This window comes from Lawsonibacter asaccharolyticus (assembly GCF_022453915.1).
Classification (GTDB): domain Bacteria; phylum Bacillota; class Clostridia; order Oscillospirales; family Oscillospiraceae; genus Lawsonibacter; species Lawsonibacter asaccharolyticus.
The window spans coordinates 1,077,410-1,099,540 of sequence record NZ_CP091870.1; the positions used below are offsets into that span (position 1 = coordinate 1,077,410).

23 protein-coding genes and 1 other annotated feature are annotated in these 22,131 nt (G+C 61.5%); of the genes, 20 read left to right on the plus strand and 3 right to left on the minus strand.

Going from position 1 to position 22,131, the window contains the following annotated elements:
* Positions 1 to 260: 260 nt before the first annotated feature.
* From L9O85_RS04995 to L9O85_RS05035, 9 genes are all read left to right on the plus strand, one after another.
* Entirely contained in the window at positions 261 to 500 is a 240-nt protein-coding gene (locus L9O85_RS04995; RefSeq protein ID WP_050624101.1) for a ribosomal L7Ae/L30e/S12e/Gadd45 family protein, read from the plus strand.
* A gap of 98 nt (positions 501 to 598) precedes the next feature.
* A complete protein-coding gene (gene rpsL / locus L9O85_RS05000; protein ID WP_050624102.1) occupies positions 599 to 1,021 on the plus strand; it encodes a 30S ribosomal protein S12 in 423 nt (140 codons plus the stop codon).
* Positions 1,022 to 1,251: 230 nt separating this feature from the next.
* Entirely contained in the window at positions 1,252 to 1,722 is a 471-nt protein-coding gene (rpsG, locus tag L9O85_RS05005; protein WP_050624103.1) for a 30S ribosomal protein S7, read from the plus strand.
* A 14-nt stretch (positions 1,723 to 1,736) separates the two neighbouring features.
* Positions 1,737 to 3,842: an elongation factor G gene (gene fusA / locus L9O85_RS05010; RefSeq protein ID WP_050624104.1), complete on the plus strand. Its 2,106-nt coding sequence runs from the start codon at positions 1,737 to 1,739 to the stop codon at positions 3,840 to 3,842.
* A gap of 125 nt (positions 3,843 to 3,967) precedes the next feature.
* Positions 3,968 to 5,167: an elongation factor Tu gene (gene tuf / locus L9O85_RS05015; protein WP_050624105.1), complete on the plus strand. Its 1,200-nt coding sequence runs from the start codon at positions 3,968 to 3,970 to the stop codon at positions 5,165 to 5,167.
* Between the two features lie 212 nt (positions 5,168 to 5,379).
* The gene (locus L9O85_RS05020) at positions 5,380 to 6,066 is read left to right on the plus strand and encodes a response regulator transcription factor (RefSeq protein ID WP_050624106.1); all 687 of its coding nucleotides are present in this window, start codon (positions 5,380 to 5,382) and stop codon (positions 6,064 to 6,066) included.
* On the plus strand, positions 6,063 to 7,016 hold the full coding sequence (locus tag L9O85_RS05025; protein ID WP_301579765.1) for a sensor histidine kinase: 954 nt from the start codon (positions 6,063 to 6,065) through the stop codon (positions 7,014 to 7,016). The genes L9O85_RS05020 and L9O85_RS05025 overlap by 4 nt, the downstream gene beginning before the upstream one ends.
* Positions 7,017 to 7,082: 66 nt before the next feature.
* Positions 7,083 to 8,012 carry an ABC transporter ATP-binding protein gene (locus tag L9O85_RS05030; RefSeq protein ID WP_050624108.1) on the plus strand — a complete coding sequence of 310 codons (930 nt, stop codon included), beginning with the start codon at positions 7,083 to 7,085 and terminating at the stop codon, positions 8,010 to 8,012.
* Positions 8,000 to 8,707: an ABC transporter permease gene (locus L9O85_RS05035; RefSeq protein WP_301579766.1), complete on the plus strand. Its 708-nt coding sequence runs from the start codon at positions 8,000 to 8,002 to the stop codon at positions 8,705 to 8,707. Before L9O85_RS05030 ends, L9O85_RS05035 begins: the two co-directional genes overlap by 13 nt.
* 120 nt (positions 8,708 to 8,827) lie before the next feature.
* Here L9O85_RS05035 and coaBC read toward each other — a convergent pair whose 3' ends face one another.
* Positions 8,828 to 10,024 (minus strand): bifunctional phosphopantothenoylcysteine decarboxylase/phosphopantothenate--cysteine ligase CoaBC, encoded by a 1,197-nt coding sequence (gene coaBC / locus L9O85_RS05040; protein ID WP_301579768.1) that lies wholly within the window; start codon positions 10,022 to 10,024, stop codon positions 8,828 to 8,830.
* A gap of 268 nt (positions 10,025 to 10,292) precedes the next feature.
* Between coaBC and L9O85_RS05045 the strand changes: the two genes are divergently transcribed.
* Entirely contained in the window at positions 10,293 to 11,075 is a 783-nt protein-coding gene (locus L9O85_RS05045; RefSeq protein WP_050624110.1) for a type III pantothenate kinase, read from the plus strand.
* Between the two features lie 84 nt (positions 11,076 to 11,159).
* Here L9O85_RS05045 and L9O85_RS05050 read toward each other — a convergent pair whose 3' ends face one another.
* The gene (locus L9O85_RS05050; protein ID WP_301579769.1) at positions 11,160 to 11,639 is read right to left on the minus strand and encodes a hypothetical protein; all 480 of its coding nucleotides are present in this window, start codon (positions 11,637 to 11,639) and stop codon (positions 11,160 to 11,162) included.
* Positions 11,640 to 11,912: 273 nt separating this feature from the next.
* Between L9O85_RS05050 and L9O85_RS05055 the strand changes: the two genes are divergently transcribed.
* From L9O85_RS05055 to L9O85_RS05090, 8 genes are all read left to right on the plus strand, one after another.
* On the plus strand, positions 11,913 to 12,461 hold the full coding sequence (locus L9O85_RS05055) for an RNA polymerase sigma factor (RefSeq protein ID WP_301579770.1): 549 nt from the start codon (positions 11,913 to 11,915) through the stop codon (positions 12,459 to 12,461).
* Entirely contained in the window at positions 12,458 to 13,306 is an 849-nt protein-coding gene (locus tag L9O85_RS05060) for a hypothetical protein (protein ID WP_301579771.1), read from the plus strand. Before L9O85_RS05055 ends, L9O85_RS05060 begins: the two co-directional genes overlap by 4 nt.
* Positions 13,307 to 13,418: 112 nt before the next feature.
* Positions 13,419 to 13,638 (plus strand) — a binding site (T-box leader).
* A 38-nt stretch (positions 13,639 to 13,676) separates the two neighbouring features.
* Entirely contained in the window at positions 13,677 to 14,180 is a 504-nt protein-coding gene (locus L9O85_RS05065; protein WP_050624113.1) for a YcxB family protein, read from the plus strand.
* 61 nt (positions 14,181 to 14,241) lie between these two features.
* Positions 14,242 to 16,866: a valine--tRNA ligase gene (locus L9O85_RS05070; protein ID WP_050624114.1), complete on the plus strand. Its 2,625-nt coding sequence runs from the start codon at positions 14,242 to 14,244 to the stop codon at positions 16,864 to 16,866.
* A 360-nt stretch (positions 16,867 to 17,226) separates the two neighbouring features.
* Complete coding sequence (locus L9O85_RS05075; protein ID WP_301579772.1) at positions 17,227 to 17,535, plus strand: DUF2089 family protein; 309 nt, start codon at positions 17,227 to 17,229, stop codon at positions 17,533 to 17,535.
* Between the two features lie 14 nt (positions 17,536 to 17,549).
* Positions 17,550 to 17,960, plus strand: coding sequence for a hypothetical protein (locus L9O85_RS05080; protein WP_301579773.1), 411 nt, complete (start codon positions 17,550 to 17,552; stop codon positions 17,958 to 17,960).
* Positions 17,961 to 18,087: 127 nt separating this feature from the next.
* Positions 18,088 to 18,459, plus strand: a complete 372-nt coding sequence (locus L9O85_RS05085; protein ID WP_050624117.1) for a metal-dependent transcriptional regulator — start codon at positions 18,088 to 18,090, stop codon at positions 18,457 to 18,459.
* Between the two features lie 129 nt (positions 18,460 to 18,588).
* Positions 18,589 to 19,410: a mechanosensitive ion channel family protein gene (locus tag L9O85_RS05090; RefSeq protein ID WP_108982067.1), complete on the plus strand. Its 822-nt coding sequence runs from the start codon at positions 18,589 to 18,591 to the stop codon at positions 19,408 to 19,410.
* A 37-nt stretch (positions 19,411 to 19,447) separates the two neighbouring features.
* Here L9O85_RS05090 and L9O85_RS05095 read toward each other — a convergent pair whose 3' ends face one another.
* A complete protein-coding gene (locus tag L9O85_RS05095; RefSeq protein WP_050624119.1) occupies positions 19,448 to 19,927 on the minus strand; it encodes a DUF4830 domain-containing protein in 480 nt (159 codons plus the stop codon).
* A 141-nt stretch (positions 19,928 to 20,068) separates the two neighbouring features.
* Between L9O85_RS05095 and L9O85_RS05100 the strand changes: the two genes are divergently transcribed.
* Together L9O85_RS05100 and L9O85_RS05105 are read left to right on the plus strand one after the other, a co-directional pair.
* A complete protein-coding gene (locus tag L9O85_RS05100; protein ID WP_301579775.1) occupies positions 20,069 to 20,812 on the plus strand; it encodes a pseudouridine synthase in 744 nt (247 codons plus the stop codon).
* Between the two features lie 89 nt (positions 20,813 to 20,901).
* Positions 20,902 to 21,993 carry a PucR family transcriptional regulator gene (locus tag L9O85_RS05105; protein WP_050624121.1) on the plus strand — a complete coding sequence of 364 codons (1,092 nt, stop codon included), beginning with the start codon at positions 20,902 to 20,904 and terminating at the stop codon, positions 21,991 to 21,993.
* Positions 21,994 to 22,131: the final 138 nt, after the last annotated feature.

Consider the following 22,131-nt stretch of genomic DNA (forward strand, 5'->3'; position numbering starts at 1 on the left):
CAGAGCCCTTTGGGCCATCCTGCGGGTGGGACGGGCAAGATGCACACCGCTCCCGGTCCCGCAGGGAACAGGAACGACCAGGGGAAGCTTTGGCCCAGGGATATAAGATGGAATTTTGAGTTTTGCATCAAAACAGAAGAAAATTTGCTCTTGACGGCGGGCAGAGACCATGGTATAATCCGAAATTGCGGTGGTAGGGGCATTCTGCCCTTTTACCCGATGAAACGCCCCCGGCGACGGGGGAGAGGAGGGGCACCGAAATGCTCGAAGAACTGAAAGCGGGTTCCAGGGTCGTGGGAGCCAAACAGACCCGGCGGGCCCTGAAGGACGGACGTGCGAAAAGGGTCTACATGGCCAAGGACGCCGACCCCAGGCTCCTCCAGCCGCTGGTGCAGGAGGCGGTGCGGCAGCGCGTCCCCCTCATCCAGGTGGACACCATGCGCCAGCTGGGAGAGGCCTGCGGCATCTCCGTGGGCGCCGCCATCGTGGCGGCGGTATGACCCCATATTTTTGGTTTTAACAGAATAAGGTCTTCCTGATTCTGTTAAAATATATATTACGCCCCAATGTGGGCAGAAATCGAGAAAGGAGGAAAAACATGCCTACTTTTAATCAGCTGGTCCGGAAGGGCCGTGAGCAGGTGACCTACAAGTCCACTTCCCCCGCCCTCCAGCATGGCCTGAACACTCTGAAGAGCCGTCAGACCGACCTGCACGCTCCCCAGAAGAGAGGTGTCTGCACCGCGGTGCGTACTTCCACCCCCAAGAAGCCCAACTCCGCACTGCGTAAGATCGCCCGTGTGAAGCTGACCAACGGATACGAGGTCACTGCCTATATCCCTGGTGTCGGCCACAACCTGCAGGAGCACTCCGTGGTCATGATCCGCGGCGGCCGTGTCAAGGACCTGCCCGGTGTGCGTTACCACATCATCCGCGGCTCTCTGGATACCCAGGGCGTCAACGGCCGGATGCAGGCCCGTTCCAAGTACGGCGCCAAGCGGCCCAAGGCCGGCAAGAAGTAATTTTTTGCGGAGCAAAAAATTGCTGTATGGGCGGATATCACCCGCCCGCCGCTCAAATCTGCTGAGATTTGAGGCTTGAATTGCATTGTGCGTTCTGCGCAAGGCAAACCGCCTTGCCGAGCGTTTTCCTATATTTTTTAATATGGGCAGACCTCGGACAGGCATTACACAAACTGCAAGGCAGTTTGAGTACCTATGATTTCTAATTTTATAAGAAGGAGGGAAGCAAAGTGCCCAGAAGAGGAAATGTACCCAAGCGGGAGGTTCTGCCCGATCCGCTGTATAACTCCATCCTGGTTACCAAGCTTACCAACAGCATCATGCTGGATGGCAAGAAGGGTGTGGCCCAGAAGGTGGTCTACGGCGCCTTTGATATCATCAAGGAGAAGACCGATAAGGACCCCATGGAGGTCTATACCCAGGCTCTCGAGAACATCATGCCCTCCCTGGAGGTCAAGGCCCGCCGTGTGGGCGGCGCCACCTACCAGGTGCCTATCGAAGTGCGTCCCGAGCGCCGTCAGACCCTGGGGCTGCGGTGGCTGACCACCTATGCCCGGGCCCGCAGTGAGAAGACCATGAAGGAGCGCCTGGCCGGCGAGATCATGGACGCCGCCAACAGCCTCGGCAACGCCGTCAAGAAGCGCGAGGACACCCACAAGATGGCTGAGTCCAATAAGGCGTTCGCTCACTACCGCTGGTAATAAGGAGAAACAGTATGCCTAGGAAAGTTACCTTAGAGAATACCAGAAACATCGGCATCATGGCCCACATCGACGCCGGCAAGACCACCACCACCGAGCGCATCCTGTACTACACCGGCGTCAACTATAAGATCGGTGAGACCCATGACGGCACCGCCACCATGGACTGGATGGCTCAGGAGCAGGAGCGCGGCATCACCATCACCTCTGCCGCCACCACCTGCTACTGGCAGGGGACTAAGAACCAGTTCCCCCAGACCCGTCTGAACATCATCGACACCCCGGGCCACGTGGACTTCACCGTGGAGGTGGAGCGCTCCCTGCGCGTGCTGGACGGCTCTGTTACCGTCATGTGCGCCAAGGGCGGCGTGGAGCCTCAGTCTGAGACTGTCTGGCGCCAGGCGGATAACTATAAAGTTCCCCGCATGATTTACGTCAATAAGATGGACATCATGGGCGCCGATTTCTACAACGTGCTCAACATGATCCACGAGCGCCTGAAGTGCAATGCGGTGCCTGTCCAGCTGCCTATCGGCAAGGAGGACACCTTCAAGGGCATCATCGACCTGGTGGAGATGGACGCCGACATCTACTATGATGAGATGGGCAAGGACATGCGGGTGGAGGAGATCCCCGCCGACATGATGGAGCTGGCCCAGGAGTACCGCACCAAGCTGGTGGACGCCTGTGCCGACATCGACGACGAGATCATGGAGCTGGCGCTGGAAGAGAAGCCCATCCCCCAGGAGAAGCTGCGTGCCGCTCTGCGCAAGGGGACCATCGAGAACCTAGTAGTCCCCGTGACCTGCGGCACCTCTTACCGCAACAAGGGCGTGCAGAAGCTGCTTGACGCCATCGTGGACTTTATGCCCTCCCCCCTGGACATCCCCGCCATCAAGGGCGTGAACCCCGACACCGAGGAGGAGGATGAGCGTCCCGCTGACGACAACGCCCCCTTCTCCGCTCTGGCCTTCAAGATCGCCACCGACCCCTTCGTGGGCCGTCTGTCCTTCATCCGTGTGTATTCCGGCGTGCTGAACACCGGCACCACGGTGCTCAACTCCACCAAGAAGCAGAAGGAGCGCATCGGCCGCATCCTCCAGATGCACGCCAATCACCGGGAGGACATCGAGTGCGTCTACTCCGGCGACATTGCCGCCGTGGTGGGCCTGAAGAACTCCACCACCGGCGACACCCTCTGCGACGACAAGCACCCCATCATCCTGGAGTCCATGGAGTTCCCCGAGCCCGTCATCCGCGTGGCCATTGAGCCCAAGACCAAGGCCGGCCAGGAGAAGATGGGCCTGGCGCTGGTGAAGCTGGCGGAGGAGGACCCCACCTTCAAGACCTACACCGACGAGGAGACCGGTCAGACCATCATCGCCGGCATGGGCGAGCTGCACCTGGAGATCATCGTAGACCGCCTGCTGCGCGAGTTCAAGGTGGAGGCCAACGTGGGCGCGCCTCAGGTCGCCTACAAGGAGACCATCAAGAAGCAGGTGGAGCAGGACACCAAGTACGCCCGTCAGTCCGGCGGTAAGGGCCAGTACGGTCATGTCAAGATCCGTGTGGAGCCCAACGAGTCCGGCAAGGGCTATGAGTTTGTCAACGCCATCGTGGGCGGCGCCATTCCCAAGGAGTATATCCCGGCGGTCGATGCCGGTATCCAGGGAGCCATGCAGGCCGGCGTGCTGGCCGGTTACCCCGTGGTGGACGTGAAGGTCACCCTGTACGACGGCTCCTTCCACGAGGTGGACTCCTCTGAGATGGCCTTTAAGATCGCCGGCTCCATGGCCTTCAAGGAGGCCTGCCGCAAGGCCAACGCCGTGCTGCTGGAGCCCATCATGAAGGTCTCCGTCATCGTCCCCGAGGAGTATATGGGCGACGTCATGGGCGACCTGAACAGCCGCCGCGGCCAGATCCTGGGCATGGAGGCCCGGCCCGGCGCCCAGCAGATCGACGCCCTGGTGCCTCTGGCCAACATGTTCGGCTACGCCACTGACCTGCGTTCTTCCACCCAGGGCCGCGGCCAGTACTCCATGGAGCCCCACAGCTATGTGGAGATCCCCAAGAGCATCGCGGACAAGATCATCGCCGAGCGCGGACGCAGCGAGGGCTGATTTTCACAGGAATTACGGGAAATTTCAGTTGCATTTTTCCCAGTAATACGATACAATGTTTGCGATATCCATCATATCGCAGTCAAAACATCATTTGAATGAAATGATATAAGGAGGAAATTCCAATGGCTAAGCAGAAGTTCGAGCGCACCAAGCCCCATGTCAACATCGGCACCATCGGCCACGTTGACCACGGCAAGACCACCCTGACCGCCGCCATCACCAAGTATCTGGCTCTGAAGGGCCAGGCTCAGTATGAGGACTACTCCAGCATCGACAAGGCTCCCGAGGAGCGCGAGCGCGGCATCACCATCAACACCGCCCACGTGGAGTATGAGACCGACAAGCGTCACTATGCTCACGTTGACTGCCCGGGCCACGCCGACTATATCAAGAACATGATCACCGGCGCTGCTCAGATGGACGGCGCCATCCTGGTCATCGCCGCCACCGACGGCCCCATGGCTCAGACCAAGGAGCACATCCTGCTGGCCCGTCAGGTCGGCGTGCCCGCCATCGTGGTCTTCCTGAACAAGTGCGATCAGGTGGACGACGAGGAGCTGCTGGAGCTGGTGGAGATGGAGGTCCGTGAGACCCTGTCCGGCTATGAGTTCCCCGGCGACGAGATCCCCATCATCAAGGGCTCTGCTCTGAACGCTCTGACCTGTGAGGGCGGCGTGGACGATCCTGACTTCGCCTGCATCAAGGAGCTGATGGACGCTGTCGACGACTATATCCCCACCCCCGACCGTAAGGCCGACCAGCCCTTCCTGATGCCCGTCGAGGACGTGTTCACCATCTCCGGCCGCGGCACCGTCGCCACCGGCCGTGTGGAGCGCGGCCAGCTGAAGGCCGGCGAGGAGGTCGAGATCGTTGGTCTGACCGACGAGAAGAAGAAGACCGTCGTCACCTCTATGGAGATGTTCCGTAAGACTCTGGACTACGTCGAGGCCGGCGATAACGTGGGCTGCCTGCTGCGCGGCGTCGCCAAGACCGACATCGAGCGCGGCCAGGTTCTGTCCAAGCCCGGTTCCATCCATCCCCACACCAAGTTCACCGGTCAGGTGTACGTCCTGTCCAAGGACGAGGGCGGCCGTCATACCCCCTTCTTCAACAACTACCGTCCTCAGTTCTACTTCCGTACCACCGACGTGACCGGCATCATCACTCTGCCCGAGGGCACTGAGATGTGCATGCCCGGCGACAACGTGGACATGAAGGTGGAGCTGATCACCCCCATCGCCATCGAGAAGGGCCTGCGTTTCGCCATCCGTGAGGGCGGCCGCACCGTGGGTTCCGGCGTTGTCATTGCCATCGAGGAGTAATTCAAGCTCCTTTTGGAAAAATCCCTGCCTTTGGCAGGGATTTTTCTTTTTCTCGAAGGAGCCCGGCAGCCCTGAGATCCATCCGGCTTTGCCCTACTTCTGATCTGTACCCATTCCGATAAGAAAAGGCCGGACGTACCGGTCGTTCCTTGATTTCTGGCCCGGACCGGGATACAATAGAGATACTGTCCGAGTGGAGCGGAGGTGCGAGAATGAAGCTGCTGTTGGTAGAGGATGACAGGGAGATTCAGGAGATGCTGGGGGACTATCTGCGGACGGAGGCCTATGAAGTGGTCTGTGCGTCCAACGGGCGGGATGCATGCCGGCTGTTCGATGAGGGCGGGATCGGTCTGGTGCTGCTGGATCTGATGATCCCTCAGGTCAGCGGGATGGACGTGATGGAACACATCCGAAAGAAGAGCGTGGTGCCTATCATCATCCTGTCTGCCCGGGACACGGAGGCGGACAAGACCTTGGGGCTGGGTATGGGGGCAGATGACTATATCACAAAGCCATTCTCCGTAGCGGAGGTGCTGGCCCGGGTCAGGGCCAATATCCGGCGGGTGACCCAGTATGCGGAGCCGCCGGAGAAGAGCATGGTCCTTACAGCCGGAGCGCTGCGCCTGGATGGGAAGGAGCGGACAGTGACCAAGGCGGGGGAGCGGATCGAGCTGACCGCCAAGGAATTTGACATCCTGAAGCTGCTGATGGCGAATCCTAAACGTGTGTACACCAAGGCCCAGCTCTACACCCAGGTGTGGAACGATGCCTACTGCGGAGACGAGAACGCGGTCAGCGTCCACATCAGCAGGCTGCGCGGCAAGATCGAGGACGACCCACGGGACCCGAGGTATGTGGCGACAGTGTGGGGCATCGGCTACAAATTGGGGGAGAAATGATGGACGACACAGTGCTGACCGCCCTGCTGTGTGCCGCTGTGGCGGTGCTGAGCGGGGCGGTCCTCTATCAGCGGATCGTTCTCCAGGCGCAGATGCGACAAAGTCTGGAGGAGATGACCGCCGTCCTGGGCAGGGTACTGGACGGGGAGAGCGGGGAGCAGGTCATGGTCTTCACCCAGGACCAGGCTCTGACCGGTTTGATCGCCCAGATCAACCGGCTGCTGGAGGAACGGCAGAGAAGGCGGGCGGAGTACCGCCGGACGGAGCAGGCAGTCCGGCGTATGCTCGCCAACATCTCCCACGATATCCGAACCCCCATGACGGTGGTGCTGGGGTACCTGGAGATCATGCGGCTGCGGAAGGAGTGCCGGGAGGAGCTGCTGGAAAAGGTGGAAGCCCGGGCGGGGGAGGTCATGGAGCTGATGGATCGTTTTTTCACCTTAGCCAAGCTGGAGGCAGGGGATATGGAGCTGGAGCGGTCCAGGGTAGACGTAGGTGAGGTCTGTCGGGAGACTGTGCTGGACTTCTACCAGATCCTGACCCGCCAGGAGATCCGCGTGGAAGCAGAGATCCCGGAGGGAGCGGTGTGGGGGTGCTGTGATCGGGAGGCGCTGCGCCGCATCCTGAACAACCTGATCTCCAACGCGGTGCGCTACGGCGGCGACGGCGGATATCTGGGCGTGTCCCTGAGAGAAGGGGAGGACGCCTTGTTCCTGGAGGTGGCGGATCGCGGAAAGGGAGTCGCACCCGGAGTGGGGGAGCAGGTGTTCCAGCGCCTGGTCACCTTGGAAGACAGCCGAAGCAGCGGAGAGGGGAGCGGACTGGGGCTGTCCATCGCCAGAGAGCTGGCCCGGCGAATGGGAGGAGACATTGACCTGGAGAGTGTCCCCGGACTCCGCACTGTCTTTACGGTCAGACTGCCCAAATGGCAAGACGAAAGAGATTCGTAAGAATTGCGCAAATTTTCTGAAAAGTCCTGGGACTACAATGGGAAGGTGAAAGGAGGCAGAAGACACATGCCGTATATTCTGCAAACGGACCGCCTGACCAAGATCATTGGAGAAAAAGAGCTGGTCCGGGACGTGGACCTCCATGTAAGGAAGGGAGAGATCTACGGATTCCTGGGCCCTAACGGGGCGGGAAAGACCACAGTGATGAAGCTGGTGACCAACCTGTGGAAGCCCACCGGGGGCCGCGTGCTGCTGTTCGGAGAGCCCCTCACGCCCACCTCCTACGGGGTGCTGAAGCGGATGGGCAGCATCATCGAATTTCCCACCTTCTATCCCCACATGACAGGCCGGGAGAATCTTCAGATCCACTGTGACTATATGGGGTACAGCCGTCCCAAGGGCGTGGAAGAGGCGCTGGAGCAGCTGGAGCTGGACGACGCTGCCGACCGGCCGGTGGGGAGCTACTCCCTGGGTATGAAGCAGAGGCTGGGGATCGCCCGGGCCCTGCTGTGCAGGCCTGAGCTGCTGATCCTGGACGAGCCCACCAACGGCCTGGACCCGGCGGGCATCAAGCAGGTGCGGGATCTGCTGAAGCGGATGAGAGAAGAATATGAGATGACCGTGATGGTCTCCAGCCACATCCTCGGAGAGATGGAGGCCATGGCAGACACCGTGGGGATCATCCACCGGGGGAGGATGCGGGAGGAGATCTCTCTCCGTGAGCTGGAGGGAAGGGGCACCTCTTATCTCCATCTGACCGTGGACGACCCGGGGAGGGCCAGTGTCCTGCTCAGTGACGTGATGCACTTGGGCAGCTTCCGGGTCATGAAGGGCGGCATCATCCGGATCTATGACCGGCAGGCGTCCCCCCAGGAGGTGGCTGGCGTCCTGGCCCGGCACCATGTGGCGGTGGAGGAGATCGGAAGAAGATCGGAGACGCTGGAGGAGCACTTTTTGAAGCTGACATCGGAGGAGGGCAGCACATGGGAAAGCTGATCGAACTGGAATGGCGGAAAAACCGGATCGGGAACTGGGTGAGATGGGCGGCTCTCCTTGGGGCGGCGCTTGGCCTGCTGATCTTTGCCATGGCTTTCCTGGGGATCGCCAACGACCCGGAGACCGGTGTGCCTGACGCGGCGCCGGGGCATGGAGGGATCTCGTCCCCCATCGAACTGCTGACCAGTATGTGTTTTTTGGTGTTCACCGGGGTGATGCTCTCTGTTTTCATCGTGGGAGCCTATCAAAACGGGACCATGTCTCTTGTGTTCTCCTACCCCGTCCGGCGGCAGAAGCTGCTGGCGGCCCAGATGCTGGCGGTGTGGATCTTCTGCTTCGGCGCCCTGGCGGCGGCGAAGCTGCTGCTCTACGGCTGTGTGCTGGCAGGGAGCCGGTTTCTCCCCTCCGCCTTCCCTCTGGACTTTGACATGACCCGGGGAGCCTTCTATGGGCAGCTGCTCCTGCGCTCTGCCGTGACGGTCACAGAGGGCTTTATCGCCTTGTTCGCGGGGCTGGCCCTGCACTCGGCCAGAGCTGCCATTGTGACCTCCTTCCTGCTGGTTTTGCTGACCCAGGCCAACATTGGGAGCTTTACCATGGCGGACAGCGCGGTATTTCCCGCGGTGCTGACCGGTATCTCGCTCCTGTGCGCCCTGCTCAGCCTGCGGGGGGCGGAGACGCGGGACCTGATGTAAGGAAGGTGGAAGGACCGGGAGCGGCCGCAGATCAGAACAGAAGAGGAGGAGACGCCCATTCCTGTGGGCGGCTCCTCCTTTGCACGTATGGGGAGAAAATGGGACTTGCAGCGGTCCGGCTCAGCAGCCGGCCATGGCCAGGGCCCGGTCCAGGATGGTGCCGGCGGCCTCCTCCTTGGACATGAGGGGCAGTTCCTCCGCACCGTCCGCGGTGATGAGGGTGAGCACGTTGGTATCCACCCCGAAGCCGGCCCCTGCCACCTTCAGGTTGTTGGCGCAGATCATGTCCACCTTTTTTTTCTCCAGCTTGGCCCGGCTGTTCTCTACCATGTCCCGGGTCTCCATGGAGAAGCCGCAGATGAACTGGCCAGGGCGGCGGTGCTCCCCCAGATAGGAGAGGATGTCATGGGTGCGGGACAGAGGGATGGACAGCTCCCCGTCCTTCTTTTTCATCTTGTCCCCGCTGTACTGGGCCGGGGTGTAGTCCGCCACGGCGGCGGCCTTAAAGATAAAGTCGGCCTGCTGGCAGGTGCGGGACACCGCCTGGAACATGTCCTCCGCGGAGATTACAGGGACCACTGTGACGAAGGGAGGGGGCTCCAGGGCGGTGGGACCAGAGATCAGGGTGACCTCCGCTCCCCGGAGCATGGCCATCCTGGCGATGGCGTAACCCATTTTTCCGGTGGAGTGGTTGGTGAGGTAGCGCACCGGGTCCAGGGACTCCTGGGTGGGACCGGCGGTGACCAGGACCCGCCGGCCCGCCAGGTCGTGGGGGAGGGCCAGGACGCGGAGGATGTGCTGGACCAGAGTGTCTGGCTCCGGCATCTTGCCGGGCCCCACAGCGCCGCAGGCCAGCCGGCCCGAGGCGGGGGCGATGACCTCCCACCCATAGCGGCGCAGCAGATCCAGGTTGTCCTGGGTCACCGGGTTCTCATACATCTTGGTGTTCATGGCCGGAGCGATCAGCTTGGGGCAGGGACAGGCCAGCACTGTGGTGGTGAGCATATCGTCGGCCAGCCCGTGGGCCAGCTTGGCGCACACATTGGCGGTGGCGGGGGCGACGATCACCAGGTCGGTGCGGTCGGCCAGGGCGATGTGCTCCACCTGATGGGAGAAGTTGCGGTCAAAGGTGTCCACCATGGTCCGGTTCCCGGTGAGCTGTTCAAAAGTGAGGGGGGTGATGAACTGGGTGGCGTTCCGGGTCATCACCACCTCCACTGAGGCGTGGAGCTTCACCAGCGCGGAAGCCAGTGCCGCGGCCTTATAGGCGGCGATGCCGCCGGTGACGCCCAAAAGGATGGTTTTTCCGCTGAGCATTGCAAATCGCTCCTTTGCATAGAGCGGCGCGGGGCGCCGCTGTCGTTTTTTTCATTATAGCCGACCAGGCGGCAGATTGTAAAGGGCAGGGGGATATTTTGCGCGAGAGGAAAAGAATTGCAAAGTTTCGGTTAATTCCTGCCTTGTATTCCCACCGGCGGTCGGGTATAATGTGGCAGAATAAGGACCCGTGGGCGCGTCTCCGGCAAAGGGGGGGCTGGCGGGTCAGAGAAAAAACGGGGGCCCTCCCCGCTGAGGTGAACAGATCATGCTGATCGCCATTGATATCGGCAATACCAATATCGTTATCGGAGGCATCCAGGGCGACGCCATCCAGTTCGAGGCCAGGATCGCCACCGACCGCATCAAGACCTCCGACCAGTACGGGGTGGAGATCAAGAACATCCTGGCCCTGTTCGGGGTGAAGCCCTGCGATGTGGACGACTGCATCATCTCCTCGGTGGTGCCGCCGGTCTTCAACTCGGTCTACACCGGACTGGTGAAGATGACGGGAAAGCACCCCCTGGTGGTGGGGCCGGGCATCAAGACCGGCCTGAACATCCAGATGGACGTCCCCTCCCAGGTGGGCAGCGACCGCATCGTCATCGCCGTGGCCGCGCTGGCGGAGTATGAGCCCCCCCTGATCCTGATGGATCTGGGGACGGCCACGACCATCGAGGTGGTGGACCGGGGCAGCACCTACCTGGGGGGCTGCATCATCCCGGGGGTGCGCACCTCCCTGGATGCCCTCACCTCCCGGGCGGCCCAGCTGCCCGGCATCCGCCTGGACCGGCCGGGCCGGGTGATCGGCAAGAACACGGTGGACTGCATGCGCAGCGGCATCATGTACGGCACCGCCGCCATGCTGGACGGCATGCTGGACCGGGTGGAGGAGGAGCTGGGCAGCCGGGCCACGGTGGTGGCCACGGGGGGGATGGCCCAGTTCATCGTGCCCCTGTGCCGCCGGGAGATCAAGCTGGAGAAGGACCTGCTGCTCAAGGGCCTGAACATCATTTACCAGAAGAACGCCGCCAAGCGGGGGGGCCGCTGAGACAAGGAAGAAAAAACTTGCAGCTGATCATAAAAATGGGATATGCCAGGAAGGCATATCCCATTTTTAATGGAATTATCTGTATCAAGATGCTGTCGTCACGGAGCGAAGGAAGTCCAAAAGTTCATCAAATCGGTCTTGATCCACCGCCTCATATTTGCTCTCGCCCAGATAAATATATCCGTTTTCGAAAACGGATATATTTCCGATCTCTTCAAGCTGATCATTTACCTTGTAAAACCAGATCTCATATATATGCTGTCCGGTTTCAAATCGACGCACACCGAAAGAGGGGCCGCAGTATCGAATGTTCAGTGCATCGATCATTTCGATCAGCGGGGTGTCGTCCAGGCTGCACGACTTTGATGAAACTGCGTTTGGCATCTCCGTGACAGTGTAGTCTGTGGCTTCAGATGGCTGGAAATCCAGGACATTGGACAGTTCTTTGGAAGAGAACACATAATAGATCCAGCCAACTAAAATCAATACCAAAACCAGAGCAGCCAATAGACCCGCCGCTTTATGGCGCTTATTGCTTTCAACCGCTGTCATATGGGAGTCCATCAACAACCGACTTCCTTCAATTTATTTTGGTCAATTTCAATAATAGTATAGATTGTCAATGCGTGTCAATATGTTGGTATAAGACAAATTTGTTTTGCGGCTCCCCTGCTAGGCCATTTGTGAGCAAAGAGCACCGTGATCAGAAGAACGCTTCCGGCCGGAAGGCCGGCGTTTTTTTCTATAGGCGGAAAAATTTTTTTCCCTGGCGGCGCGACCTGCCGGGGCGGGACATGCTCTATATGAGTGAAGAGACAACGGAAAAGAGGTGAGGCCATGACGGATCAGGAATTGGTAGAGCTGTTCTGGCAGCGGCGGGAGGAGGCCCTGACCGGGCTCCAGGACAAGTACGGGGGCTGGTGCCGCTCCATCGCCGGCCGCATCCTGGGGGAAGAGCGGGACGTGGAGGAGTGTCTGGGGGACTGCTGGCTCCAGCTGTGGAACGCCATCCCGCCCGCCCGGCCCCAGCACTTCCAGGGCTATCTGGGGGCGGTGGTGCGCAACCGGGCCCTGCTCCTCCGCCGGCGGCGGGGACGGCAGGGGGACACGGTCTCTCTGGCCGCTCTGGAGCTGGCTGAGTGCCTCCCCAGCCGGGAGGGGCCCGAGGAGCAGGCCGAGGCGGCGGAGCTGGGGCGGGCCATCTCCGCCTTCCTGGGAGAGCTGGGGGAGGGGCCGCGTACCGCCTTCCTGCGGCGGTACTGGTACGCAGACACCGTGGAGGAGACCGCCGGGCACCTGGGCTGGTCGCTGTCCAGGACCAAGAGCGTCCTGTTTCGGACGCGGAAGAAGCTGAAAGCTTATTTGGAACAGGAGGGAATGTTGTGAACCGAGGAGAACGCATGATGGAGGCTGTGGGCCTTGTGGACCCGGCCTTGGTAGAACAGGCCGCCGGTCCGGCCCGGCGGCACAGCGCCCGCCGGCCCCTGCGGACCGGCCTGATCGCCGCCTGCCTGTGTGCGGCCCTGCTGGGGTCGGCGTGGGCGGCCAACCAGATCGGAGGGTTCCAGTCCCTGAAATTTTTTGAGGACCTGCTGCTCCCGGCTGAGCTCTCAGATGACGGCGAGGCGTTGGGGGAGGCGCACTACGACGGCTATACCCTGGAGGGAGGGATAGACTTCCTGGCGCTGGAGGATCTGCCCCAGGAGGCGCTGGACATGGCGGCGGAGCACCCCGCCTCCACGGTGGGGCTGGACCTGACAAGCTGGGAGGAGGCGGAGGCATACTTCGGCCTGGAGCTGCCGGAAAACGCCTATCTGCAAGAACGGCTCCAGTCCGGTTTTCGGGCGGCCCTGAGCAGCGACAGCGAAGGCCCCACCGCCCTGGAGTGGACGGCGGAGTATCTGGATTCCGGCGTCCGGCTGGAGGTGTGGGTGACGGCATACACCCAGCGGATGGAGCTGCCGGATCATCCGGTCAGCCAGAGCCATCTGCTCCCCTCGGATACCCAGTACACCACGGAGGAGCACACCGCCCCCAACGGCCTGTCCGCAGTGATGACCACGGTGGAGCAGGGCCCTGAAGACCCCTATTACGACAAATGGGGCGCCCGGATGTTCCGCGCCGACTTCGCGCTGGGCGGGGTGTGGTACCGTGTGGACGCCTATGATCGGGCGGAGCCTCAGCGGGCACGGGAGGCGCTGGAGGAGCTGCTGAACGGCTTCATGCTGTAAGTTGCCTGGGGCGCAGCCTCCGGGGCGGGCGGCCGCGCAGGAAATTTTACCGGTCCTCCCGGCCCGGCGTCCCTTGACAGGACCGGAGAAACTGGATATAATACCACCTGTATCACAGGCGCTGAGGGGGAGGAGTAACCGCAGTTCCCATGGCAGAGAGTGGCCGGACGGTGCAAGGCCATATGGGGAAGCGGCGAAGTGGCCCCGGAGCTCCGTTTTCGAGGCCCCAGCGGGGCGGTAGACAGCGGCGGGTCCTCCCGTTACAGAGGATAGGAGCGCCCCGCGAGGGGAATTCAGGTGGTACCGCGGACGATGACAGGTTCGCCCTGAGCCATGACCGGCTCAGGGCGTTTTTTATGGAGGGAGCGCAATGGAATTTGTAAATGAGACAGACTATGACTGGCGCGCCCTGCGAGCCCTGAACCGGGCGGCCATCCGCCTGGACAGGCGCTGGAGGAGCCTGCTGCTCCGGGCCATGGGGGTGCTCTGCGGCCTGATCCTGCTGCGGGGGGCCTGGACCTCCGGAGGAGGGGCGGGTCTCCTGTATGGGCTGCTGGGGGCGCTGATGCTGGTCTGGGCCCTGTTCCTCAACGAGATCCGGGCCTGGCTGGTGGGGCGGTTCGTGATGAAGGGCGTCGCCCGGCACACCGCCCGGTTCACCGATGAAGGGTATGTCATCGCCAACCAGCGGGGGGAGCAGTCCTTTGACTACTCTTCCGTCCAGGCCCTGTGTGAGGACGGGCGCTACTTCTTCCTCATGCTCAGCCGCCAGCAGGGCAACCTGTTCGACAAGCAGGGCTTTCACACCGGGACCGCGGACCAGTTCCGGGCTTTCCTGGAGCGGAAGACCGGACAGACCATGAAAAAGCTGTGAGACCCGGGGCCGGAGGGCTCCAATCGGAATGAAAATACATTGGAAATAGGACGTGAACGACATGAGAAAAGAACTGCCAAAGGTCTATGAGCCCCAGGAAGTGGAGTCCCGGATCTATGAGACCTGGGAGAAGAACGGCTGCTTCCGGGGCCACCGGGACCCTAAGAAGAAGCCCTTTACCATCGTCATGCCGCCCCCCAACGTGACAGGGCAGCTGCATATGGGCCACGCCATGGACTCCACCCTCCAGGACATCCTCATCCGCTTTAAGCGGATGCAGGGCTACGCCGCCCTGTGGGTCCCCGGCACCGACCACGCGGGCATCGCCACCCAGATCAAGGTGGAGGAGGAGCTGCGCACCAAGGAGGGGCTGACCCGCTATGACCTGGGCCGGGAGAAGTTCCTGGAGCGGGTGTGGGACTGGAAACGCCAGTACGGCGGCCGCATCGTCCAGCAGCAGAAGAAGCTGGGCGCCTCCTGTGACTGGGACCGGGCCCGGTTCACCATGGACGAGGGCTGCTCCAAGGCGGTGCGGGAGACCTTCTGCGAGCTGTATGAGAAGGGCCTCATCTACAAGGGCAGCCGCATCATCAACTGGTGCCCCCACTGTGTCACGGCCCTGTCTGACGCGGAGGTGGAGTATCAGGACAAGCCCGGCCACCTGTGGCATATGCGCTACCCTCTGACTGACGGTTCCGGCTATCTGGTGGTGGCCACCACCCGGCCGGAGACCATGATGGGCGACACCGGCGTGGCGGTCAACCCCAACGACGAGCGGTACAAGCACCTGGTGGGCAAGACCTGCATCCTGCCCCTGATGGACCGGGAGATCCCCATCGTGGCCGATGAGTACGTGGAGATGGACTTCGGCACCGGCTGCGTGAAGATGACCCCCGCCCACGACCCCAACGACTTCGAGGTGGGCCTGCGCCACAACCTGGACACCATCCGGGTGCTGGATGACAACGGCAAGGTCAACGCCAACGGCGGCAAGTATGAGGGCATGGACCGCTATGAGGCACGGAAGGCTGTGGTGGCCGACCTGGAGGCCCTGGGGCTCATGGAGAAGATCGAGGACTACTCCCACAACGTGGGCACCTGCTACCGCTGCCACAACGACGTGGAGCCCATCATCTCCGCCCAGTGGTTCGTGAAGATGAAGCCCCTGGCCGAGGCGGCCATCAAAGTGGTGGAGGACGGGGAGACCCGCTTCGTCCCCGACCGATTTGCCAAGACCTATCTGAACTGGATGGAGAACGTCCACGACTGGTGCATTTCCCGGCAGCTGTGGTGGGGCCACCAGATCCCCGTCTGGTACTGCGATGACTGCGGACACATGACGGTCACCCGTGATGACCCGGACTGCTGTGAGAAGTGCGGCAGCAGGAAGATCCACCGGGACCCGGACGTGCTGGACACCTGGTTCTCCTCCGCACTGTGGCCTTTCTCCACCCTGGGCTGGCCGGAAAAGACGGAGGACCTGGACTACTTCTACCCCACCGACGTGCTGGTCACCGGCTACGACATCATCTTCTTCTGGGTGGCCCGGATGATCTTCTCCGCCTGCGAGCAGACCAAGAAGCCCCCCTTCCACACCGTGTTCATCCACGGCCTGGTGCGGGACGACAAGGGAAGGAAGATGTCCAAGAGCCTGGGCAACGGCATCGACCCCCTGGAGATCGCCGACAAGTACGGCGCCGACGCCCTGCGCTTCAACCTGGTCACCGGCAACAGCCCCGGCAACGACATGCGCTTCTACACCGAGCGGTGTGAGGCTATGCGCAACTTCGCCAACAAGATTTGGAACGCCAGCCGCTTCCTGATGATGAACCTGACCATCGACGCGTGCCAGCTGCCCGGGAAGCTGGAGCTGGAGGACAAGTGGATCTTGTCCAAGCTGAACACTGCCATCCGTGAGATCACCGAGAACATGGACCGGTATGAGCTGGGCGTGGCGGCCCAGAAGATCTATGACTTCATCTGGGACGACTACTGCGACTGGTATATCGAGCTGACCAAGACCCGTCTCCAGGGGGAGGACGAGGACAGCAAGGTGAGGGCCCAGCAGGTGCTGTGCCATGTGCTCACCCAGATGCTCAAGCTGCTCCATCCCTTCATGCCCTTCATCACCGAGGAGATCTGGCAGGCCCTGCCCCACGAGGGGGACTTCCTCATGCTGTCCGACTGGCCGGTGGCAGACGCCGCTCTGGACTTCCCGGAGGAGGAGAAGGCCATGGAGCTGATCATGGATGCCATCCGTGGGGTGCGCACCCGCCGGTCTGAGATGAACGTGCCCCCCAGCAAGAAGGCCCACCTGACAGTGGCCACCGGGGAGCGGGACATCTTTGTCCTGGGCGTGCCCTTCCTGAAGAAGCTGGCCTATGCCAGCGAGGTGACCTTCGCCCAGCCGGGCACCGCCCCGGAGGCGGGCTCCGTCACCGTGGTCACCCATGCGGCCCAGATCTCCATGCCTCTGGCGGAGCTGGTGGACCTGGAGAAGGAGAAGGCCCGCATGGAGAAGGAGCTGAAAAAGAACAGCGACGAGCTCCAGAAGCTGAACACCAAGCTGGCCAATCCGGGCTTTGTCAATAAGGCCCCCGAGCATGTGGTCAAGGCGGAGCAGGAGCGGGCCGTGAAGCTCACCGAGCTGGTGGCCAAGCTGGAGGAGCAGCTCAAGACCATGTGATTCGGCACAGGAGCTGTGAACGCCGGAGGATAAGAGAAAACGATCTGACGGGCCGGACCGCGGGAGACCGCGGTCCGGCTTTCCGCGTCTTTTTGAGGTGGAAAAAAGGAAAAGCTGCTTCGGGGGATCTTTCCGGCGGCCGCTTCCCCGTTCCTAGCCCCATAAGGCCGGATGCCCGGAGCCGGTCATGCCCGCCCGGTATGGCGGGCATACAGTGTACCCCCCTGTGCGGCTGGCTGGGGCTTTTCGGTATCCCTTTCATCAGAAAGAAGTAAAAAAGAATTTTATTAAAATAAAAATTTAGGATTGACTTTAATAAAATTAAAGTATATAATAAATATTGTGAAAGGGGGTAAAAGGATGGCAGTGGAACTGGTGCCCGAGTGGATGGCCGGTCTGGAGGAGGAGGACCTGGTGTTCATCAAAAAATTTGTGCTGTCCTCCGGCTCCCTCAAAGAGGTGGCGGGACAGTACGGCGTCACCTATCCCACGGTGAGACTGCGGCTGGACCGGCTGATCCAGAAGATCAAGCTGGGGGAGGACAGGGCGGCCGACCCCTACATTGCCCTGATCAAGCGTCTGGCGGTAAATGAGCGGCTGGACTTTGACACGGCCAAGCTGCTGATCGCCGCCTATAAGAAGGAAACAAGAAAGGATGAGATAACATAATGGAGATGTCCGCAATGACGATTTTGCTTGTGCTCCCTGTTGTTCTGCTCTCTATGCTGCTGCCCCTGGCCCTGGTGGTGGCCCTTCAGGTCTGGCTGTGCAGGAAGGGAAAGTGGCTGGGGCTGATCCTGCCCGCCATCACCCTGGCGATGAGCCTGATGATCTGCCTGTCGGTGGTCGGCTTCTCCACTGTCACCGGCGGCGGGGCCGTGCAGGTCACGGACGGGCACGGGAATATCGTGGAGGAGTACCACCGGGAGGAGGAGCATCACCAGCTCCAGCCTGCGGATCTGGCCATGGTGGGCGGTGTGTTCCTGGTATTCAACGTCCCCACTCTGGTGCTGGGCGGGATCTGGCTCTACTACAAGAACCGCCGGGAGTGGAAGGAAGACCTGAAGAAAATGAATATCCAGGATCTGGAGTAAAAGGTGGGGCGTCCCGGGGAGGGACGCCCCTTTTGCGGGGATCGCGGTTGAAATCCGTTCCAAAACATGATAATATAACTCAATAAAAAGCAGATCCGCCGCAGGCGGACATGAGAGGAGAGTCCCTATGCCGCTGCATGAATCAGGAGAAGATTATCTGGAGGCCATCCTGGTGCTCCATGAGCAGAAGGGCAACGTCCGGTCCATCGACGTGGCCCAGCACCTGGGCTACTCCAAGCCATCTGTGAGTCGGGCTATGTCCATCCTGCGCTCCAGCGGGTATATCACCATGGAACGGGACGGCCGCATCCTGCTTACCGAGGCGGGAAAGACGGCGGCGGAGTCGGTGTACGAGCGCCACCGCTTCCTGACCAAGTGGCTGATCCAGCTGGGCGTGACGCCGGAGGTGGCGGCAGAGGACGCCTGCCGCATCGAGCACGACATCAGCCCGGAGACCTTCGCCTGCCTGAAACGGCACGCGGGGGGCGGGGAGAGCTGACGCTCCGAACAGAAAAAATGACGCGGCGGACCGAGTCCCGGCCTGCCGCGTTTCTCCTTGCCTGAGGGGAAAAAGCTTGTTATAATAAAAACCAAAATACAGATCCTGTCGAACTGGGGGAAAACTGCCATGTCTACCGAAGAACTGGTCTCCGGCGTGCTGGAAGGGCTGAAGCTGAATGCCCTGGACCTGAGCGCCCTGTTCCGCACTGCCCTGCTCATTCTGGCGGGGGTCGTGGTGATCCGGGTCCTTCTGCGGATCGTGGACCGGATGCTGTCCAGATCTCAGAACCTGGGGTCAGTGGGGGGCTATATCCGCTCTGTGGTGCGGATCGCCCTGTGGTTCCTCCTGGTCCTGGTGGTGGCGGACTCCCTTGGCATCCCGGTGGCCTCCATGATCGCCCTGCTCAGCGTGGCCGGCCTGGCTATCTCCCTGGCGCTCCAGAACACCCTCTCCAACCTGGCGGGGGGCATCATGATCCTGGTGTCCAAGCCCTTCGAGGTGGGGGACTATGTGGAGGCGGACGGGGTGGGGGGCACGGTCATCTCCATCGGCCTGGCGTACAGCACCCTGGCCACCGTGGACAACAAGGAGATCTTTATCCCCAACAGCCAGGTGGCGGCGGCCAAGATCATCAACTATACCAAGCTGGGCAAGCGGCGGGTGGAGCTGACCTTCTCCGCCTCCTACGATGCGCCGACTGAGACGGTGAAGCAGGCGCTGGGGGAGGTGCTGGCCCAGTTCCCGCAGATCCTGGAGGACCCGGCCCCTTCCATCTGGATCTCCAAGTACGGTGCCAGCAGCATCGAATATGTGGTGCGGGTGTGGACCGCTGCGGGGGACTACTGGGACGTGTATTACGGCGTTATGGAAGGGGTGCGCCCCGCCTTCCAGCGCCACGGGATTCAGATGACCTACGATCATCTAAACGTCCACCTGCTGGAGAAGTGAGCCCTCAGACCAGCCGGGCGCCCCGTCCACGGGGCCTTCAGGGCATGGCCAGCCCGTGGAGAAAGCCGTCCAGCTGGGGAGAGAGGACCTCGCCCCCGATCACCGTGTTTTTGTAGATCAGCAGATTGGCCAGGATGCCGGTCTCACCGGTGGGGTAGTTGGTGATCTCGTAGGTGTAGCGCTTCACCCGCTTGCCGGCATATTTGGACAGGTCGAAGCCCTGCCCGCTTTGCAGGGCCAGATAGTCGTCATAGCTCGCATCCATCTCCTTGGGGATGAGCAGCTCCTCGGTGGCCAGGGGCTCGGCACTGACCTCCCAGCCGTAGGACTGGAGGTAGGCCACCCGGTCCTCGTTGCTCTTGACCCCCTTTGGGCTGGGGACGGCAGAGGCGGACGCCTCCCGGGCGGGGCCGCCGCCCAGGGTCAGCACCAGGGCGGCGCAGCAGGCCAGGGCGGCCACGGCCACCCCGATGGTCAGCTTTCGGTGGCGGGGCAGTTTTGCAGTCAGGATTATCACAGCGCATTCTCCTTCCAACGCCTTGGTTTCTACTCATGTCTATGAGGGGCGGGACAAATTTATGCCTGCCCTCATAAAGTCCGGACAGGAGCGCGGAGACGGCCGGCAGGCAGGAGGGGGCGGAGGAACAGGAGGACAAGTATGGCACAGGAGCGTCTGGACAAGCTGCTCTCCTCCACGGGGCGGTGGTCCCGCCGGGAGGTGAAGGAACTGATCCGCCAGGGGCGGGTGAGGGTGGACGGCGTCCCTGCCCGGCGGCCGGAGGAGAAGTGTGAGCCCGAAGCGGCCGGCCTCACTGTGGACGGAGAGCGGGTGGACTGCGCCCCTTTCGTCTATCTGATGCTCCACAAGCCGGCGGGCCTCCTGTCCGCCACGGAGGACCGGCGGCAGAAGACAGTGCTGGACCTGCTGCCGGAGCACCTGCGCCGCCGGGGGCTCTTCCCGGTGGGGCGGCTGGACAAGGATACCGAGGGGCTCCTGCTCCTCACTGATGACGGTCCCCTCGGCCACGCCCTGCTCTCCCCCAAAAACCACGTGGACAAGGTGTACTACGCCAAGGTGGAGGGGCGGCTGGACCGGACGGACGCTGAGGCCCTGGCGGCGGGGATGGTGCTGGGGGACGGGCTGCACTGTCTGCCCGCGGAGCTGGAGCCGCTGGGGGACGGCTCCCAGTGTCATGTCACCCTGCGGGAGGGGAAATATCACCAGGTGAAGCGGATGCTGGCCGCCCGGGGGAAGCCGGTGGTCTATCTGAAGCGCCTGTCCATGGGGCCCATCGCCCTGGACCCGGCGCTGGCGCCGGGGGAGTGGCGGCCGCTGACAGGGGAGGAGAAGGCGCTGCTGCGGCGGGGAACAGCGGGAGATCCAGGTTTTTCGGCGTTTTGAACAAAAAATTATGCAAAACCTCTTGCCAAAACCGGGGGGGAACCGTTATAATAGGCGTAGTGTACAAGTAACACATGGGAGGGATCAATGTGTCCAGCAGGATGTTCCAGGGAGTCGTACTCCAGATGAAGGACGGCATCGACCGGGTGGTGGGTGTCATTGACGCGGACGGCATCGTCGTGGCATGCAGTGAGCTCACCAGTATCGGTGAGCATTGGTCCGGCGCGGTGGCGGCCATCAATGCCGCCGATAACGGGATCACCCGGTATGAGGGGAAGACCTTCAAGCCGCTGGCCGGCTGGGGTGCTCAGTTCGATTACGCCGCTTTTGTCCAGGGGGAGGACCCGGAGAGCGCGGCCCTGTGCGCCATGGCGGTGGTGGCCTTCAACGGAGCCAAGACCTCTTATGAGGAGAAGCACGATAAAGCCACCTTTGTGAAAAACATCATCTCGGACAATATCCTGCTGGGGGACATCTATACCCAGGCTAAGGAGCTGCACTTTGTCTCTGAGGTGCCCCGGGCAGCTTTCCTGGTGCGCCAGCTGGGGCAGGCGGATGTGAGCACCATCGATGTGATCCAGAACCTGTTCCCGGACAAGCAGACAGACTTTGTCATCTCCATCAATGAGACAGACGTGGCCCTGATCAAGCAGCTGCCCGAGGGGGCGGATGCCAAGGAGCTCCAGAAGATCGCCAAGCAGATCTCTACCGCGGTGAACCAGGAACTGGGCATCAAGGTGGTCATTGGAATCGGCACCGTGGTCAACCACATCCGGGACCTGGCCCGGGCCTATAAGGAGGCCGGCGTAGCCATCGACGTGGGCAAGGTGTTCGACACCGAGAAGACGGTCATCAACTATGAGAACCTGGGCATCGGCCGGCTGATCTATCAGCTGCCTACCATCCTGTGCCAGATGTTCCTCCAGGAGGTCTTTAAGAAGAACCCCATCGACGCTTTGGACCAGGAGACTCTGCTCACCATCAACAAGTTCTTTGAAAACAACCTGAACGTGTCCGAGACTGCCCGGAAGCTGTTCGTCCACCGCAATACCCTGGTGTACCGGCTGGAGAAGATCAAGAAGCTCACCGGCCTGGACCTGCGGGAGTTCGATGATGCCATTACCTTCAAGGTGGCGCTGATGGTCAAGAAGTACCTCATTTCCCGGGGAATCGAATCCTGAACCGAAGAACAGCACGCCCCCGCGCCGGGTCCGGCGCGGGGGCGTTGATTTTTTGTGAGAGGAGGAAAAATTTGGAGGAGCAAAATGCCAAAATTTTTTTCTGGGAGGGGTTGCCGTTCCGGGGCGGCGCCGCTACAA